The following is a 16,695-nucleotide window of genomic DNA, read 5'->3' as shown; positions in this document are numbered from 1 at the left end:
TAGTATGATGTGCGCAAAAATGCTATAATATATAGTCATGTCAAAGAGCATAAAAATTATCGGTGCGCGTCAAAATAACCTGAAAAATATTGATATCGAGATTCCGCGCGATCAATTTGTCGTCGTGACTGGCTTAAGTGGTAGTGGCAAATCAAGTCTGGTATTTGATACGATTTATGCCGAGGGGCAGCGCCGTTACGTTGAGAGCCTGAGTAGCTATGCACGGCAGTTTTTAGGTATCATGGACAAGCCGGACGTCGATAGTATTGAAGGGTTAAGTCCAGCGATCAGTATTGATCAAAAATCGACATCGCGCAACCCGCGTTCAACGGTTGCAACGGTGACGGAGATTTACGATTATTTGCGATTGCTATTTGCGCGCGTTGGCGTGCCGCACTGCCCGGTCTGCGGTAAGTCGGTGCAGCGGCGCACGGCACAGGCGATCATTGATGAAATCATGAGATTACCAGAGGGCGAACGGCTCATGATACTGGCGCCGATCGTCGCGCAGAAAAAAGGCGAGTTTCAGCACGTGCCAGAGCAATATATGCGCTCCGGTTTCGCGCGGGCACGGGTGGACGGCGTGATGTATGCGCTTGATGAATTTCCAGAGCTGCAGAAAAGCTACAAGCATGATATCGAAATTGTTATTGACCGAATCGTTATGAAGCCGGATATGATTAGCCGCGTGTCGCAGGCGGTGGAGCAGTCGCTTGATTTGGCGTCGGGTGTCGTGCAGATTATGAATGCTGATAGCGGCGAGCTGTTGACGTACAGCCAGCGCTACGCGTGTGTTGATCACCCGAACGAAGAGATTCCAGAGCTTGAGCCGCGCCTGTTTAGTTTTAATGCACCGCAGGGCGCGTGCCCGACGTGCACGGGGCTTGGTACGCGGCTAGAGATTGATCCAGAATTAGTATTTAACGGTAATTTAACGATCGCCGAGGGTGCAATTCGCCCGTATAATCGTATTAATGTTGATAATTTTTATATGCGCAAAATCAAAGCGGTCGCCGATGCGCATGGATTTAGTCTGCAGGTGCCGGTCAAGCAATTGCCAGATGATGTTCGGCAGAAAATTTTATATGGGACGGGTTCTCAAAAATATCGTATTGACTTGGCGGGCGGGCGCTATTATGATGCGACATACGAAGGCGTGATTCCGAATCTGGAGCGTCGGCATCGCGAGACGGAAAGCGACTTTATGCGCAAAGATATTGAGCGCTTTATGCGCGAGCGGAAATGTACGACATGTCAAGGTGCGCGTCTCAAACCGGTTGTGCTGGCGGTGACAGTAAACGGGCTGTCGATTATGGATATGTGTAATCTTGATGTAGCAAATGCGCTTGATTTATTTAGTAAGCTAAAATTCAGCGAGTCGGAAATGCATATTGTGCGGTTGATTCTGAAAGAGATTGCGGCGCGGCTTGGTTTTATGAATAACGTCGGTCTAAACTACTTAGAGCTGAGTCGAGCGGCAAATACGCTTAGCGGCGGCGAAGCGCAGCGGATTCGTTTGGCAACGCAGATCGGTTCTGGTCTGCAAGGCGTCCTCTATGTGCTTGATGAGCCGTCGATCGGGTTGCACCAGCGTGATAACGATCGGTTAATCGCGACATTGAAACATCTGCGTGATTTAGGCAATTCGGTGCTTGTTGTTGAGCATGATGAGGATACGATCGCGCAAGCAGACTATCTGGTAGATATTGGTCCGGGTGCGGGCGTGCACGGCGGCGAAGTTGTAGCAGCAGGTACGCCAGCTGAGGTTGCGGAAAATTCCGCAAGCATAACAGGGCGGTATTTAAGCGGTACTGAGAAAATAGCTGTACCAAAAAAACGCCGCACTGTGCAAAAAGACCGTAAACTCGTTGTGCGCGGTGCGCGTGAAAATAATTTGAAACATATTGATGTTGAATTTCCGCTTGGCGTGATGACACTCGTGACAGGCGTGAGTGGCAGCGGCAAATCAACGCTCGTGAATGATATTGTCGCAAACGAGCTAACAGCACGGTTGCATCGGGCGCAAGCAGTACCAGGCGCGCACGAACGAATTGATGGTATTGATCAATTAGACAAAGCGATTGTAATTGATCAATCGGCGATTGGGCGTACGCCGCGCTCAAACCCGGCGACATACACCGGCGTGTTTACACAGATCCGTGAGTTGTTTGCAAATACGCCTGAAGCAAATATTCGCGGTTACAAAGCGGGACGGTTTAGTTTTAATGTGAAGGGCGGGCGCTGCGAGCATTGCCAGGGTGACGGCATGATAAAAATTGAAATGCACTTTTTGCCGGATGTATACGTTCAGTGTCCGGAATGCCATGGTAAGCGGTATAATCGCGAAGCGCTTGAAATTAAGTATAAGGGTAAAACGATTAGCGATATTTTGAATATGACAGTTGAGCAGGCGTGTGAGTTTTTCGCGAATGTGCCGGCGATTGCGCGCAAACTGCAAACGATCAACGAGGTGGGGCTTGGTTATGTTAAACTTGGGCAGCCGGCAACGACATTTTCGGGCGGCGAAGCGCAGCGAATCAAACTTGCGACTGAATTGAGCCGCCGTTCAACTGGTAAAACGCTCTACATCCTAGATGAGCCGACAACGGGGCTGCATACGGCAGACGTTAAAAAACTACTTGATATTCTACAAAAACTTGTCGACGGCGGTAATAGTATGATTATCATTGAGCATAATTTAGAGGTAATAAAATGCGCCGACTGGATTATTGATATGGGCCCGGAAGGCGGGCAAGGCGGCGGCACGGTGGTTGCATCAGGTACGCCGGAAGATGTTGCAAAATCGCCGGAATCATTCACCGGCAAGTACTTGAAAAAGCTTTTATAGTCTACGGGCTATTTGTAACGACAGGTAATTTAGCTATCTTTTTTCGAAAACAACACTTTGAACTGGCGTTTGAGTTTAGCGCGCGTACTTTCTTGTTTGAGCGCGTGAATAACCATTGGCAAAACCGATAGGAATATCATAATAAGCGCTGCGACCTCAATATTTATACCCGCTTTGGTCAAAAACTCGCCGGCGTAATATCCGAGATGGACAAACAGCGACGACCACAAGAACCCGCCGATAATGTTGTATGTAATAAATGTGCGGTAATGCATATTGCTTGCGCCGGCAACAATTGGCGCAAACGTGCGAACAATCGGCACAAACCGTGCGAGTACGATCGTAATTGAGCCGTGCTTAGCATAGAATGCTTCGGTTTGGTCGAGATATTTTTTCTTAAAAAATCGCGAGTTTTCTTTTTGAAATAATTTACGGCCGACTTTATGCCCGAATTCAAATCCGACGCTATCGCCGGCAACAGCTGCGGCAAAAATAAGCAGTGCAAAGATATGGATATCAATTGGTTGTCCATTGAATCCGAGAATTTGCTGCTGCACCATGTAACCGGCGGTGAATAGTAAACTATCGCCCGGAAAAATGAATCCAATGAGCAGTCCCGACTCGGCAAAGACGACGAGCAGGATTGCGATAATTCCAAAGCCGGTGATGGCGTGAACGAGCGCTTCCATATCAAGTAAAATTGTACCATAGTTTAATACTATTGCAGAAGCGTGGTAAAAACATTAGAGGCGCCGCAGATAAGGTGATGGGGTGCGGCCTAGCTGCAAGGAGGTAAGATTAAGAGCTTCTCTGTTGACAGGCGTAAGCGATTTGTGGTACAGTGGAACTGAGGTACAAAACATTAACAGAAAAAAGGCGGAATAGGGCGGTGATAAAACTAGGCTCAAATAGAAGGAAATTGTATAAAATAATCGTTGCACATGTGGCGGTTTTGTTTGTTGCTGGTTTGGGGCTAATGCACTTTATACCGGCGCATGCTGTCCGTATTAATAATATGTATCAGTTTACCGATACAAACTACGTGGTGCCGACGAACAACGTTGCATGGGTATCACCGGATGGTGATGATGCATCGGGGAATGGTACGGAAAGCGCGCCATATAAGACATTTAAGTTTGCCTTGTCGAAGCTTTCAAACGGCGGTACAGTAGTCGCGAAATCTGGAATTTACCGTGAACCGCATTTTTCGATCGACAAAACAAACATAACGTTGCAAGCTGCACCGCACGCTGAAGTCTGGCTCAAAGGCAGTGATGTCGTGAGCGGCTCTGTTTGGACGAAAGAAGGAAATCTCTGGAAAACGAAAGGACGGTACACCAATTTTTGCCACGTCTGTACAGTAAATAGTAATCCAGCAGAAGAAGGCACAGCAGCATTTCCGGAGCAAGTGTTTATTGACGATAAGCCGCTAAAACAAGTCGCAAGCAAGGCGGAAGTGTCGGCTGGTAAATTCTACGCCGAAGATCAAACGCCGACGACAAGAACGTTCAACTCGGATACAGGTAAATATGACTATCATCCAGGTGTAGAAGACGATATTACGTACTATGTTGGCTCTGACCCGACTACAGGCGTAACGGAAATATCGCAGCGGTCGCGGGCGTTTACGGCGGCTGGTGCTGGATTTAATATGAAGGGTATAAACATTGCACAGTATGCGCCGGTACAAGCGTGGGGTTTTACGGATACGTCTGGTGTGTCGCAAGCATTTGTGGTTTCGAAAAATGCGGTTATTCAAGATTCTATCTTTGCACAAAGTTCAGCGATAGGGTTACATACCGGCGAGGCTGATAATCTAGTTGTAAAAAATACGAAATTCTTAGATAACGGCGCAAACGGTGCGGGTGCCAATAGAACGCATAAGGCAACGTATATTGGTAATACATTTTCTGGCAGTAACGCCGCCGGGTTTAAAGTGAAGAAATGCGGTGCATTCTGTACGATATCAGAAATAAAAGTGACGCACACGAAAGACTTTACATTTCGTAATAATATCATTGATCGGTCGGGATCTGGCGTTGAAGAAAGCGATCCTAATAATATGATAAAGGCAAGTCCGATTGGTTTTTGGTGCGACGAGGGTTGTATTGATGCAAAGCTGGTCGGTAACTTCTTTACAAACAATGGAACGGCAATATTTTATGAAGTATCTGGTCCTGCTATTATTGCCTCTAATATTATTGAAGGTTCTGGTACAGGCATACGTATTTCGGGCAGCAATGATGTAAAAATTTATAACAATACGATTTCGCGAACGAACCGGCCGATTGATTTGTTTGAAGACAGTCGCGAGAGCGGATGTAATGCTTACGCAGCGGATAACGTAACCTGTACGACGTGGGAGTCGTGGTCGAAGAGTCAAGGACTAAGCTGGAATCTGACTGGTTTAGAAATGTATAATAATATTCTATCGTCGCGTGCATATGTACCAAATGACGGTTCGCGGTTCTATTCGTTCCCTGTGCGTTCTGACGGTGACAAGAATAATGGCGCTGCAGCGACAAAAATCTACACGAACGAAATGTTCAAAGGGTTTGATTATAATGTTTACTACCGAAGCAGCCTTGCGAATGAGCCAACAGTATTTACTTGGGATCTTGACGGCGGAAATACGATTGATATACAATTCGCTCGAATAGCAGACATCAAGAATGATACTCGGGTTCGGAGTTCTATCAAGGGGCGCGGCGAGCATTCGTTTGATGAGCTTGGTTCGCGGGAAAATAATCCGTATTTTATAAAAGAGGCGGTACATAATGCCGACTATAAGAAGAGCAACTACACGCTAAAAGCCGGTAGTCCTGCAATTAACTCTGGCAAGCCGTTGCCGAGCGACGTTGCGCTTGCGATTGATCCGTCGGGTACGACGGTAAAAGCTGGTGTAGCAGTGAATCGCGGGGCGCTCGTTAATACATTAATGGACGCGACAGGTACAACGCCGGTTGCTCCGGATAAAGCCGCTCTTCAGGCTGCTATAACGGCTGCACAAAATGAACCGCTATACATTAGGCGGGACGAAGCTGTAGCGAGAGCACTTATGAAAGCTCAGGAAATAAATAGCTCACAGAGCGCTACCGAGCAAGATGTAGCTTTAGCCACGACCACACTAAATAATGCTGTTTCGGCGGCGAAGAAGAAAGAATCAGACGCTCAGGCAGCTGCTGAAACTGCTGTGGCAAAAGCGGAACACGACAAAACACAAACCGCTATAGATGCCGCGAAAGTACTTGTCGACAAGGTCCAAGACCAAGCCAAGAAAAAGTCCTTCCAAGATCGCCTTGATGCAATCGTTATGCCAGCGCCGGTTGATAAAACTGCTCTTCGCGCTGCAATAACAGCTGCACAAAACGAACCGTTGTACATCCAGAACGATCAGGGAGTTGCAAGGGCACTTGCAAAAGCGCGAGAGGTAAACAATTCTCAAAGTGTAAGCGAGCAGGATGTGAACGACGCTACGGTTGCTCTTAATAATGCCATCACCGCTGCCCAGCAAAAAGAGACAAACGCTCAGTCCGCTGCCGAGACTGCTGTTGTTGCGGCGGAGCATAACAAAACGCAGACTGCCGTTGACGCTGCAAAAGTGTTGGTTGACAAAGTTCAAGATCAAGCCAAAAAGAAAGCTCTACAGGATCGTTTGAATGCGATTACAATTGTAACGCCGCCAGCTCCGGCGCCGGTGACGAAACGGCAGATTACCCAGCCTGGAGGCGGTGTACTGACAGTTTCCGTCTCTGGTAGTCAGTGCTCTAATATAGCTCAGATTGCACTCGGTGCAATTTCGCCGAAGCATCAGGGTAGCGATTTACGCGAGCAAGTCGCATTCACGGTTGATTGTGCGCATTCAGCGTCGGCGAGTGGTTATTCGGTGCAGGTTCAACTACAGCTTAGTCGCTTATACTCAGACACGTCAAAATTGCGAGTCGTAAAGGAATATAACGGGACGGTGAGCGACATAACAAATAAGGTGAGTTTCTTGGCATCGGCAGATGGTTTGCGTACGGTTGTGGCGTATCAGCTTACAGATGGCGGATTCGGCGATTCGGACGGTATCGCGAATGGCGAGATTGTTGATCCAGTGGGTGTTTACTTGGTGTCGGCATCTCCAACTCCTCCCAGCACTCAGCCAGGCGGTACGTCTGCCCGCTCATCGGCACAGAATGCAAATAATAAGGTGAGTGGTCGGCAACTTGCAAATACGGGAGATAATGTAGTGTTTTATGCGTTCGGTGCGGTCGCACTGCTCGGCGGTGGCATAGTTGGTGGTTACTATTTGATGAAACGCCGAACCCGATAGATTTTGGATAAACATACATTGCGTTTTTGCGAGCAGGGTGGTAGTATTTATGCTTGCTTGCAGACAGAGTGTTACGAATAATAGTTTCCGCATATGCTATAATAAATACACAGTATAATGTAACTCCGGAAACATATCCGAAAAGGAGAAATATGGGAGACAAGGTAACATTGAAAGTAGATCGCCGAGAAATTTTCGGCAAAAAAGTAAAGCAGCTGCGGAGACGAGGGCTGACGCCGGGTGTTGTGTATGGTGCGAATATGGAGCCGATTGCAATTCAGGCTGACGCAGGCGAGGTGGTGCGTGTGTACGCGGAAGCTGGCAAGCATACGCCGGTGCAGTTGTCGGGCACGAAACACCGTATTGCGATGATTAAAGCTGCGGAATTTCACCCTATTAAGCATGGTGTTATTCGTCACATTTCGTTTCATGCAGTTCGTGCCGATGAGCCGGTGGTGGCGGAAGTGCCTATCCGCCTGGCTGGCGAAGGTGAGTCAGCGGCGGAGCGTAACGGATTGGTCGTTTTGCAAGCGATTGAGAAAATTGAGGTCAAAGCGCTGCCGATGGAGCTGCCAGAGTCTCTAGAGGTGTCGATTATGAACCTCGCGGACGCTGGCGATCGCGTTACGATCGGCGATATACTGTTGCCATCAGGTGTAGAGATTGTCGACAATGATGATGGTCGCGAAGGTGCGGCTGACGACAATGTTACCGTGAAGGATTTAGTCGTTGCAAGCGTGTATGAGCCGGCTGCAATTGAAGCTGCAAATGAAGCGGCGGCAGGAGAATCGACTTCGGCTGACGCTGAGGACGTGCCAGTTGAAGGCGAAAAGCCAGGCGCGGAAGCAGAATAAAAGGTGATATAAATGTTTAATCGTCCCCCAGAATTGGGGACGATTTTTTATTCCTCAATAAACCCGCCGGATTGACGTTGCCATAATTGCGCGTATGTACCGTTCTTTTTCAGCAACTCGTTGTGCGTGTCGTCCTCAATAATGCGACCGCGTTTCATGACAATAATGCGGTCAAGTTTGGCGATAGTTGACAGGCGATGAGCGATAACGATAGATGTACGATTTTTCATCAGCGTCTCAAGCGACTCTTGAATCAGCGCCTCAGATTCCGAGTCGAGCGCTGATGTTGCCTCGTCAAGGACTAAAATTGGTGCATCTTTCAAAATAGCGCGGGCGATAGCAATACGTTGGCGTTGTCCGCCCGATAATTTCACGCCGCGCTCGCCGACAAGCGTGTCAAATCCATCGTGTAATTTCGTGATGAAATCATATGCGCCAGCTTGCTTGGCGGCTTTCTTTACGTTGGATTTTGTTGCGCCAGGTCGTCCGTACGCGATATTGTCCAGCACTGAGCGGTGAAAGAGCAGCGGTTCTTGTGGTACATACGCAATACTTGAGCGTAAGCTTGCCTGTGTGACGTCGGCGATATTTTGCGAGTCGATTAAAATCTCGCCGCTATCAATGTCGGCAAAGCGTAGGAGTAGTTTTGTCAGCGTCGTCTTTCCTGAGCCAGATGTGCCAACTAGTCCAACTTTTTCGCCGGGTTTGATGGTCAGCGAGAAATTCTTAAACAACGTGTCGCCTTGTCCTTCATCATGCGTGAATGTCACATTATTCATGACGATTTCGCCGTGCGAAATGCGTAATTTTCTCGCACTTTTATCAATCAAGCTTGTCGGTGTTTGTAGAATTTCCGCCATGTCGCGCGCGTCGCCAAGCACGCGGTTATAATTGCGCATAATACCGTTCATATTCCATAGCTCGCGCGTCATTGTACCGGTGTAGGTAATAATTAGGTAAATCGCTGCTACCGATACAGTACTATGCTGCGCAGCATAGACGGCGAACGCGATAGCGGCAACTTTGATGGTCGTCGTAATTGATGAATAAATAGCGCTCATTTTCAGAAAACCGGACATCAAATTAAATGAAGCGCTGCGCCAGTTGTTTGCTGTTTTGGTAAATTCTTTACTTTCTCGCATCTCGGCGCCTGATGATTTCACTGCCATAATATTAGAGATAGCATCAGCGATTTTGCCGCTCATAGTATTGTTGGCAGCCGCTTCTTTTTCGTTTAGCTTCATCATTGGTCGCGAACCAAAATAGACCACTATAATGAAGATAACCGCGAAAATCGCCAAGAAGATAGCGTATTGCCATAACAATGTTGAGAGAACAACGATTGATCCAATAATGGAAATCACGACCGGCAGAATCGACCAAATGATAGTATCCCAGAAGCGTTCAAACGCTCCGGTAAATTTATTTGTTTGGCTAACTAGCGAGCCGCCAAACTTGTTAGCGTGGAAAAATAACGTTTCGTTTGCTAATTTGTTGAATATTTTTACATACAAATCGCGCATCACGGAGACCTCAAATGTCCACACTAGATAAAGCACTAAGCGCCAACCGATAATCTCCGACCATAGTTGCGATAATCCGTATAATATCACGAGCTGCCATGAGTTGCTGGTGTCGCTGAGTCTCCCATGCTGAATCATGTCGAGTAGCTGCGCAATAATCAGCGGACCAACGAACATGCCGACGACGAACGTAGTTACTGTGGTAATAACTGATATATTTCGCCGCCATTTATATGACTGCGACGTACGCCAGAATAAGCGCAGAATAGATTGGCTGTCTTTTGATCTTTTACTCATGATAAATCTCCTTTTGTAGTGTTTTGCAACTTAAATTATTACGTATTGTTGAGCGAAATAGTGAAGAGAAAAATAGAGGAACTCGCTTACGAGTTCATAATAGCTAGATTATATAGCAAGATAGAGGTATGGGTCAAACTGTGAAACTGTTTATTGCTCGCCATAGTCAAAATGAAGATGATACAAACGGAGTTTTGAATGGTCATCGCGAGCTTTGAGACCGTGTATATTATCAGTAATGTAAATGATTTACCGGAGCAAATCATTATACTAGAAATTATTGAGCGCTATTTTGGCATGATAACAGGACGATTCGATGGTTATATAGAAGAGATGTGTTCGCTAGACATTATTAAAACTGATGCAATTACATATTTTCTTAATCCCGATGATGTAGAAACGCTTGATGGTGTATATCGTAAGGTTGGAACAATTTAATCGTTGGGCTTGTTTGATAAAATTTATACTCTGCAGTCCATTGTGTTGTGATAGTGCTGGAAAAGTAAACTTCTTGTATTTTTAATGTAAATGATTTACAATAAGAATATGACAACCATCATACGCCGCGAAAGTAAATATGCTAATTTAGTGCGGGATTGTATAAAGCAGCTGGGTCACGCGACCCATGCGGATATTATGCAGTACTACACGGATCGCTATATACAGGTGAGCGCAACGACAATTCACCGAATCACGCAGCGATTAGTTGATGACGGCGAAATAGCGCTTGCACCAAAGACAAAGAATGGCGATAAACGGTTCGACGCAAACATGAAACCGCATGATCATTTTTGCTGCACTCGGTGCGATTGTTTAATTGACATTACGTGTCCTGCGCCATGCCGCAAGATCTTGCAAGATCAATTGTGTAATTGCGTGCTAGACGGTTCTTTGACGGTTTGTGGTGAGTGTCAAGAGTGTAGCTGTTGTAGAAAGGAGGAGTATGCCGATGAATAAAGCATGCAAGTGTATAAAAACCACATGCCAAGATTGCGCTAGCAATTGTAATTGTTCTGCTGAGTAAACGGTTGGCAAAATGGTATAATAAAAAATAACAAGGAGGGAGCATGGCATTATACAATATAACGAATCGTCAGGAGTTTGAGGAGAAAGTGCTGCAGAGTGCCAATCCGGTATTAGTGGATTTTTGGGCGACCTGGTGTCCGCCGTGCCGTGCGATGGCGCCAATTTTACAGCAAATTGCCGACGAAACTAATTTTGATGTTATCAAAATTGACACGGAAGCGAGCGGTGATAGTAGCGAATTGGCAAAAGAATATCGTGTACAAGGTATTCCGAACATGAAGATTTTTGCAGGCGGCAAGGAAGTTCAAGAACTGATTGGCATGAGACCGAAGCAGGTCTTGATTGACGCGCTCGAAAAAGCCGTGAAGAAGTAGGTGAACGGCTGAGTAATTCTATGTCGAGCCCGTTGCTTTTTCAGCAAATTGTCGACGATGATATGAACGCGGCGTTTCGCGTCAAAGGGTGGACGCCAGTATATACTGCGTCGTCCTATTCGCGCATTGTGCTAGTTGGGCAAGCGCCAGGGCGAATCGCACAGCAAACACACAAGCCGTGGAATGATGCAAGCGGGCGATTGTTGCGCCAGTGGCTGGGCGTAAGTGATGAGCAGTTTTACAATCCTGATTTGTTTGCGCTCATGCCGATGGATTTTTATTATCCTGGCAAAGGCGTGCACGGCGATTTGCCGCCGCGAAACAATTTTGCCGCAATGTGGCATCCGCGGTTGCTAGAGCGTATGCCGTATGTGCGTTTAATAATTTTAGTTGGCGCATATGCGCAGAAATATTATTTAGCGGGACGCGCCAAAAAGAGTGTAACTGCAACGGTAGCGCAATTTGATACGTATTTGCCAAATTATTTTCCGCTCGTACATCCATCGCCGCTCAATATTGGTTGGCGTAAACGTAACCCATGGTTTGAGATGGAAGTAATTCCGATTTTGCAAAATGTAGTAAAGGAGGCGCTAGTATGACGACGTACGATACTAAACGAATATATGAAGACGCGAGGCCAGACGATGGTTACCGCGTTTTAGTTGATCGATTGTGGCCGCGCGGCATAAGCAAAGATAAAGCGGCGCTTGACGAATGGTGCAGAGAGATTGCGCCAAGCAATGAACTACGGCAATGGTTTGCGCACGATCCTGCTAAGTATGATGAGTTTAAGGTAAAATATTTACAAGAGTTGGCGAATAATCCTGAAGCGGCAGCAGCTCTTGCGCGTTGGCGTTCTTATACGCGAGTTACGCTGCTCTATGGCGCAAAAGATACAGCACACAATCAAGCAGTAGTGTTGTTAGAATACTTACACTTGCATGAATCAGACAATCTAAGGGTTATTCCATAGTAGCATGCTATTATCGTGGACCAAAACGCTATTCGCGATATAATAAACATATGAATGCGGCGCTTAAGGAAAAATTAAAAACGCTTCCGCGCACTCCAGGCGTATATTTTCATAAGTCTAAAGACGATGAGATTATTTATATTGGCAAAGCGGCTATTCTGAAAAATCGCGTGCGGCAATATTTTCAAAGCAAGGCTGATATGGACGTAAAAACGCGCGCATTGGTAGCGGAAATTAATGATACCGACTGGATCGAAACTGAAAGCGAAATGGATGCGCTATTTTTGGAAAGCGAAATGGTGAAGCGTTATATGCCGCGCTATAATATTTTGTTGCGCGATGATAAATCGCAAACTTTCGTCCGTATTGATATGAAGAGCGAATGGCCGACGGTAACGTTTACACGGAATCCGGCAGACGATGGCGCGACGTATATTGGTCCGTTCTATAGCGGCTTTGCGGTGAAAAAAGCGCTGCGGTATTTACGTAAAATTTTTCCATATTATATTAAGCCGCCGAAACGTGAACGCATGAATCTAGAGGAGCAGATTGGACTGGCGCCAAGTGCTGACATGACGAGTCAAGAATATAAAAAATCACTGCGCAAATTGATTAGATATATTGAAGGCGGGCGCATGAAAATCGCCAAAGAAATTGAGCGCGACATGAAGCGGGCGGCGCGCAGCCAAGAGTTTGAAACGGCGGCGCAGCTGCGTAATAAGCTGTCATATATGCACGAACTGCAGCAGCGGATTATGTTCGGCGACCGCGAGTTTTTGGACATATCAAAAGACCGGGCATTGACGCAGCTAGCTCGATTACTCGGATTGCAATCACCACCAGCGCGCATTGAGGGCTATGATATTTCGCATATGAGCGGCACGAATGTAGTGGCGAGCATGGTGGTTTTTACGAACGGCGCAAGCGACCGTGTGCAGTATCGTAAATTTAAGATGCACGTGCAGCGCAACGACGATACGGCAAATATGCGCGAAACGATTCGCCGCCGTTTTAGCGCAAAAAATGTAAAAGCATGGGGTGTGCCAGATTTGTTGCTCATTGATGGCGGTAAAGGACAGTTGAACGCGGTACTATGTGAATTAGAAGTTCTCGGCGTGAATGTGCCGGCGATTGGGGTAGCGAAGCGCGATGAAGAAATTGTGATTGCAAAAGGCCGTTCGCCGATCGACGAGTCGTATATTGAGAAAATGGTAGCGAAGCCGACCCCTGGTGCGGTGGTGATTGATTCAAGCGGATACTATTTTGTGAATTTACATGTCGGGCGGCAGAATGCCGGTTCACATTCAAAGAATTTGCGCGGTGGTGATGCGCCTAGTCCATACGAAGACACGATAAAACTATTTCAGCGTATTCGCGACGAGGCGCATCGATTTGCTGTTAGCTATCACACGACGCTGAAGCGGGCGAATGCAACTAAGAGTGTTCTTAGTACGATTACCGGCGTTGGTCCGGCGACGCAGAAAAAACTTGTGCGTGCATTTGGCAGCGTGCGCGGTGTGCAGACGGCAAGTGAAGAGCAGCTGCGAACGGTTGTGAACCCCGTGTTGGCGGCGCGTATTCGGGCAACGTTTATGGACAACGGCTCGAAACTCTAGCGAAATATATCGTAATGCGCTATACTAAGATGAAATGAAAAGGCAGTTCTTGACGTTTATATTGCGCTGGATCTTGAATTCGTTTGGTCTGTGGGTTGCTGTGCGTATTTTCGGGACGGGATATAGCGAAGTGCAAATTAGCGCTGGAGCGCCGGCATTTTTGATAGCTGGGCTTATTTTTTCGGTCGTGAACGCTGTACTGAAGCCGATTGTTATTATTTTGTCGCTGCCAGCGATATTGATCACGCTTGGATTCTTTACTATCATTGTCAATGGCCTGATGGTATGGGTTTCGCTGAAATTGGCACCTGGATTGCAAATGACATTTTGGAATTCGGTATTGACGGGCTTAGTATTGAGTTTGGTAAACTATATAGTAAGCAGTTTGCTTGAATTGGAGTATACTCAAGCGCGGGAGGAGGATTAGGCGATGAATATAACGATGATATTACAGATTGCAACAATTGTATCAGCCGTGCTGATGGTGATTGCAATTCTGCTGCAGCAACGCGGCGCAAGCCTTGGTGCTGGATTTGGCGGCTCTGGCGAGTTATATACCACGCGGCGCGGGCTTGATAAGAGTTTGTTTGAAGTGACGATTTTTTTGGCAGTGATATTTGTATTATCAATTATTGCGTCGCTCGTACTGCCAAGTTTGTCATAATGGGGCTGGTGTGTGAACGATTTGGGCGACCTACAACCAAAACCGCAGCGTTCCGCACTGAACCGTAAAGATATTACGCGTCGATTGAAGCGTGCTGGCGGCGTGACGCAGCGTCATGCGCGGCGTTTTATTTTACGGCGCATCAATAGTGTTCGGTTGGTGACTGGTGAAATTATTACGTGGCTGGCAGTTGTTGGCATTTTGGTTGCAACGCTTGGATTGCAGCAAACATGGGGTAACGTGTCGGCATATATGCAGGGCGGGTATCGTTCGGGTGGCGTATACGCTGAAGGTATTGTTGGTTCGCTTGATACGCTTAACCCGTTGTTGGCATCAAACGAAGCGGAGGCGTCGGCGGCGCGGCTAATGTTCTCAAGCTTATATCATTATGATACAACTGGCGCGCTTCATGCTGATGTTGCGTCGTCTATGGCGATACGCGATTCAAAAATCTACACTGTCACACTGCGCGACGCAATGTGGCAAGACGGACATGCGCTTACAGCGGACGATGTTGTGTATACTATTGGGCTTATTAAAAATCCGCAAACGCGCTCGCCGCTACGCGTTAATTGGACGGACGCGGTTGTGAAAAAAATCAATCAGCATACTGTTGAATTTACGCTGCCGACTGTTTATGCAGCGTTTACGCATGCGCTTACATTCCCGATTGTGCCGAAGCATCTTTTGCAAAATGTTGAACCGTCGGTGCTCCGTGAGTCGTCGTTTAGCCAAAATCCGATTGGAAGCGGCCCGTTCAAGTTTCGCCGCCTGCAGACAGCAGGGTTGTCGAATGCTTCAAAGGTGTTGCAACTTGTACCGCATACAGAATATTACAACACTGTGCCTCGTGTTTCGCGTTTTGAATTACGCGCCTACACCGATGATGCAGCGTTTACGAAAGCTATCAAGAACAGTGAAGTGACCGGTGCGGTAAGTGCGCCGGCGGCGCTTGCGCATGGTAAGCGTCCGTCGCAGTACCGCGTCATATCGGAGCCGCTTGATAAGGGTGTATATTTACTGTTTAATACAAGAAATCCGGTGCTGCAGGACAAAACAGTGCGCCAAGCTTTGCAGCTCGCGACAGATACGGCGGCAATTCGCCAAGCAGTCGGCGGCGGCGTGCAAACGCTAGATGGTCCGATTCTACATTCAGTGTTCTCAAGCGGTGAGGTGTCGCGTGCGTCAAAGCCAAACGCTGAAAAAGCTGCTCAGCTGCTTGATAGTGCTGGATGGAAAATAAAAAATGGCGCGCGGTATAAGGGCGACCAAGAACTTAAGTTGACTATCACAACGACGAGTAGCAGCCAGTATAACAAGATCATTGATACGGTGAAGCGGCAATGGAATGCGGTTGGCGTGGCAGTTGATGTTAATCAAGTCGATACAAATTCGGCAGTTTCAAATTTTGTGCAAGGCGTGCTGCAACCGCGCAATTTTGACGTGCTACTGTATGAGCTTGCGCTTGGCGCCGATCCAGACGTGTATGCGTACTGGCACTCGTCGCAAGCTTCGGCGACAGGCTATAATTTTTCGAATTATTCAAATCAATTGAGCGACGCGGCGCTTGCAAGCGCGCGAACTCGGCTGGAGTCAAATTTGCGCATGGCAAAATATGCGCAGTTTGTACGGCAGTGGTTGAGTGATGTGCCGGCAATTGCGCTATACCAAGCATCGTCGGAATATCTTGTCAATACGAATGCGTACATCGTTAAGCCGAAAGGGTCGCTACCTGAACTATCAGATCGCTATGCTCGTGTGAGCGAGTGGTCGGTTTCGCCGGCAACTGTTTACAAAACGCCGTGAGCTACAGTATAATGATGAGGCATTTTGCTATCGCATGGTACAATTTGCAATATGCAGACGTGGCGGAATTGGTAGACGCGCTAGCTTGAGGGGCTAGTGAGCATTGCGCTCGTGGAAGTTCAAGTCTTCTCGTCTGCACCAGATTATAAAGTAAAAAGAACGAATGGCGCGTTGGCGGAGCGGTTACGCAGAGGTCTGCAAAACCTTTTAGACGAGTTCGACTCTCGTACGTGCCTCCACGAGATGACTCCAAAAGGGGGTCGTTTTTTATTTCAAATACGGTACAATAGAATATAAGCGCAGATGGTGGAACTGGTAGACACGTTAGACTTAAAATCTGATGCCCAAAAGGCGTGCGGGTTCGATTCCCGCTCTGCGCACCAAACTTGAGTAGGGGAT

14 protein-coding genes and 3 tRNA genes are annotated in these 16,695 nt (G+C 47.3%); 15 read left to right on the top strand and 2 right to left on the bottom strand.

The window, feature by feature from the left end:
* Positions 1-37 precede the first annotated feature (37 nt).
* Positions 38-2,848 carry an excinuclease ABC subunit UvrA gene (gene uvrA / locus SEML1_RS03205; RefSeq protein WP_376753790.1) on the top strand — a complete coding sequence of 937 codons (2,811 nt, stop codon included), beginning with the start codon at positions 38-40 and terminating at the stop codon, positions 2,846-2,848.
* A gap of 29 nt (positions 2,849-2,877) precedes the next feature.
* Here the strand turns inward: uvrA and SEML1_RS03200 are convergent, their stop codons facing one another.
* On the bottom strand, positions 2,878-3,537 hold the full coding sequence (locus tag SEML1_RS03200; RefSeq protein ID WP_376753789.1) for a DedA family protein: 660 nt from the start codon (positions 3,535-3,537) through the stop codon (positions 2,878-2,880).
* Between the two features lie 200 nt (positions 3,538-3,737).
* Between SEML1_RS03200 and SEML1_RS03195 the strand changes: the two genes are divergently transcribed.
* Positions 3,738-7,163 carry a right-handed parallel beta-helix repeat-containing protein gene (locus SEML1_RS03195; RefSeq protein WP_376753788.1) on the top strand — a complete coding sequence of 1,142 codons (3,426 nt, stop codon included), beginning with the start codon at positions 3,738-3,740 and terminating at the stop codon, positions 7,161-7,163.
* A gap of 152 nt (positions 7,164-7,315) precedes the next feature.
* Positions 7,316-8,017, top strand: coding sequence for a 50S ribosomal protein L25 (locus tag SEML1_RS03190; protein WP_376753787.1), 702 nt, complete (start codon positions 7,316-7,318; stop codon positions 8,015-8,017).
* 47 nt (positions 8,018-8,064) lie between these two features.
* Here the strand turns inward: SEML1_RS03190 and SEML1_RS03185 are convergent, their stop codons facing one another.
* Positions 8,065-9,837: an ABC transporter ATP-binding protein gene (locus SEML1_RS03185; protein WP_376753786.1), complete on the bottom strand. Its 1,773-nt coding sequence runs from the start codon at positions 9,835-9,837 to the stop codon at positions 8,065-8,067.
* A gap of 198 nt (positions 9,838-10,035) precedes the next feature.
* On the opposite strand from SEML1_RS03185, the gene SEML1_RS03180 reads away from it, so the two are divergent.
* From SEML1_RS03180 to SEML1_RS03125, 12 genes are all read left to right on the top strand, one after another.
* Positions 10,036-10,275: a hypothetical protein gene (locus SEML1_RS03180; RefSeq protein ID WP_376753785.1), complete on the top strand. Its 240-nt coding sequence runs from the start codon at positions 10,036-10,038 to the stop codon at positions 10,273-10,275.
* Between the two features lie 108 nt (positions 10,276-10,383).
* Complete coding sequence (locus tag SEML1_RS03175) at positions 10,384-10,794, top strand: transcriptional repressor (RefSeq protein ID WP_376753784.1); 411 nt, start codon at positions 10,384-10,386, stop codon at positions 10,792-10,794.
* 110 nt (positions 10,795-10,904) lie between these two features.
* Positions 10,905-11,237 carry a thioredoxin family protein gene (locus tag SEML1_RS03170; RefSeq protein ID WP_376753783.1) on the top strand — a complete coding sequence of 111 codons (333 nt, stop codon included), beginning with the start codon at positions 10,905-10,907 and terminating at the stop codon, positions 11,235-11,237.
* A 20-nt stretch (positions 11,238-11,257) separates the two neighbouring features.
* Entirely contained in the window at positions 11,258-11,836 is a 579-nt protein-coding gene (locus SEML1_RS03165; protein WP_376753782.1) for a uracil-DNA glycosylase family protein, read from the top strand.
* Positions 11,833-12,210, top strand: a complete 378-nt coding sequence (locus tag SEML1_RS03160; protein WP_376753781.1) for a DUF488 domain-containing protein — start codon at positions 11,833-11,835, stop codon at positions 12,208-12,210. Before SEML1_RS03165 ends, SEML1_RS03160 begins: the two co-directional genes overlap by 4 nt.
* Before the next feature lie 50 nt (positions 12,211-12,260).
* A complete protein-coding gene (locus SEML1_RS03155) occupies positions 12,261-13,826 on the top strand; it encodes a UvrB/UvrC motif-containing protein (RefSeq protein ID WP_376753780.1) in 1,566 nt (521 codons plus the stop codon).
* A gap of 34 nt (positions 13,827-13,860) precedes the next feature.
* Positions 13,861-14,253, top strand: a complete 393-nt coding sequence (locus SEML1_RS03150; RefSeq protein ID WP_146425215.1) for a phage holin family protein — start codon at positions 13,861-13,863, stop codon at positions 14,251-14,253.
* Between the two features lie 3 nt (positions 14,254-14,256).
* A complete protein-coding gene (secG, locus tag SEML1_RS03145) occupies positions 14,257-14,490 on the top strand; it encodes a preprotein translocase subunit SecG (RefSeq protein ID WP_146425213.1) in 234 nt (77 codons plus the stop codon).
* Positions 14,491-14,502: 12 nt separating this feature from the next.
* Positions 14,503-16,296 (top strand): peptide ABC transporter substrate-binding protein, encoded by a 1,794-nt coding sequence (locus SEML1_RS03140; RefSeq protein ID WP_376753779.1) that lies wholly within the window; start codon positions 14,503-14,505, stop codon positions 16,294-16,296.
* A gap of 53 nt (positions 16,297-16,349) precedes the next feature.
* Positions 16,350-16,437: transfer RNA gene (locus SEML1_RS03135), tRNA-Leu, on the top strand.
* A 24-nt stretch (positions 16,438-16,461) separates the two neighbouring features.
* Positions 16,462-16,535, top strand: a tRNA-Cys gene (locus SEML1_RS03130).
* A 58-nt stretch (positions 16,536-16,593) separates the two neighbouring features.
* Positions 16,594-16,679: transfer RNA gene (locus SEML1_RS03125), tRNA-Leu, on the top strand.
* Positions 16,680-16,695: the final 16 nt, after the last annotated feature.

Source organism: Candidatus Saccharimonadaceae bacterium ML1 (genome assembly GCA_030253535.1).
GTDB lineage: Bacteria > Patescibacteriota > Saccharimonadia > Saccharimonadales > Saccharimonadaceae > Saccharimonas > Saccharimonas epibionticum.
This window is presented reverse-complemented; position numbering and strand designations above follow the sequence as displayed.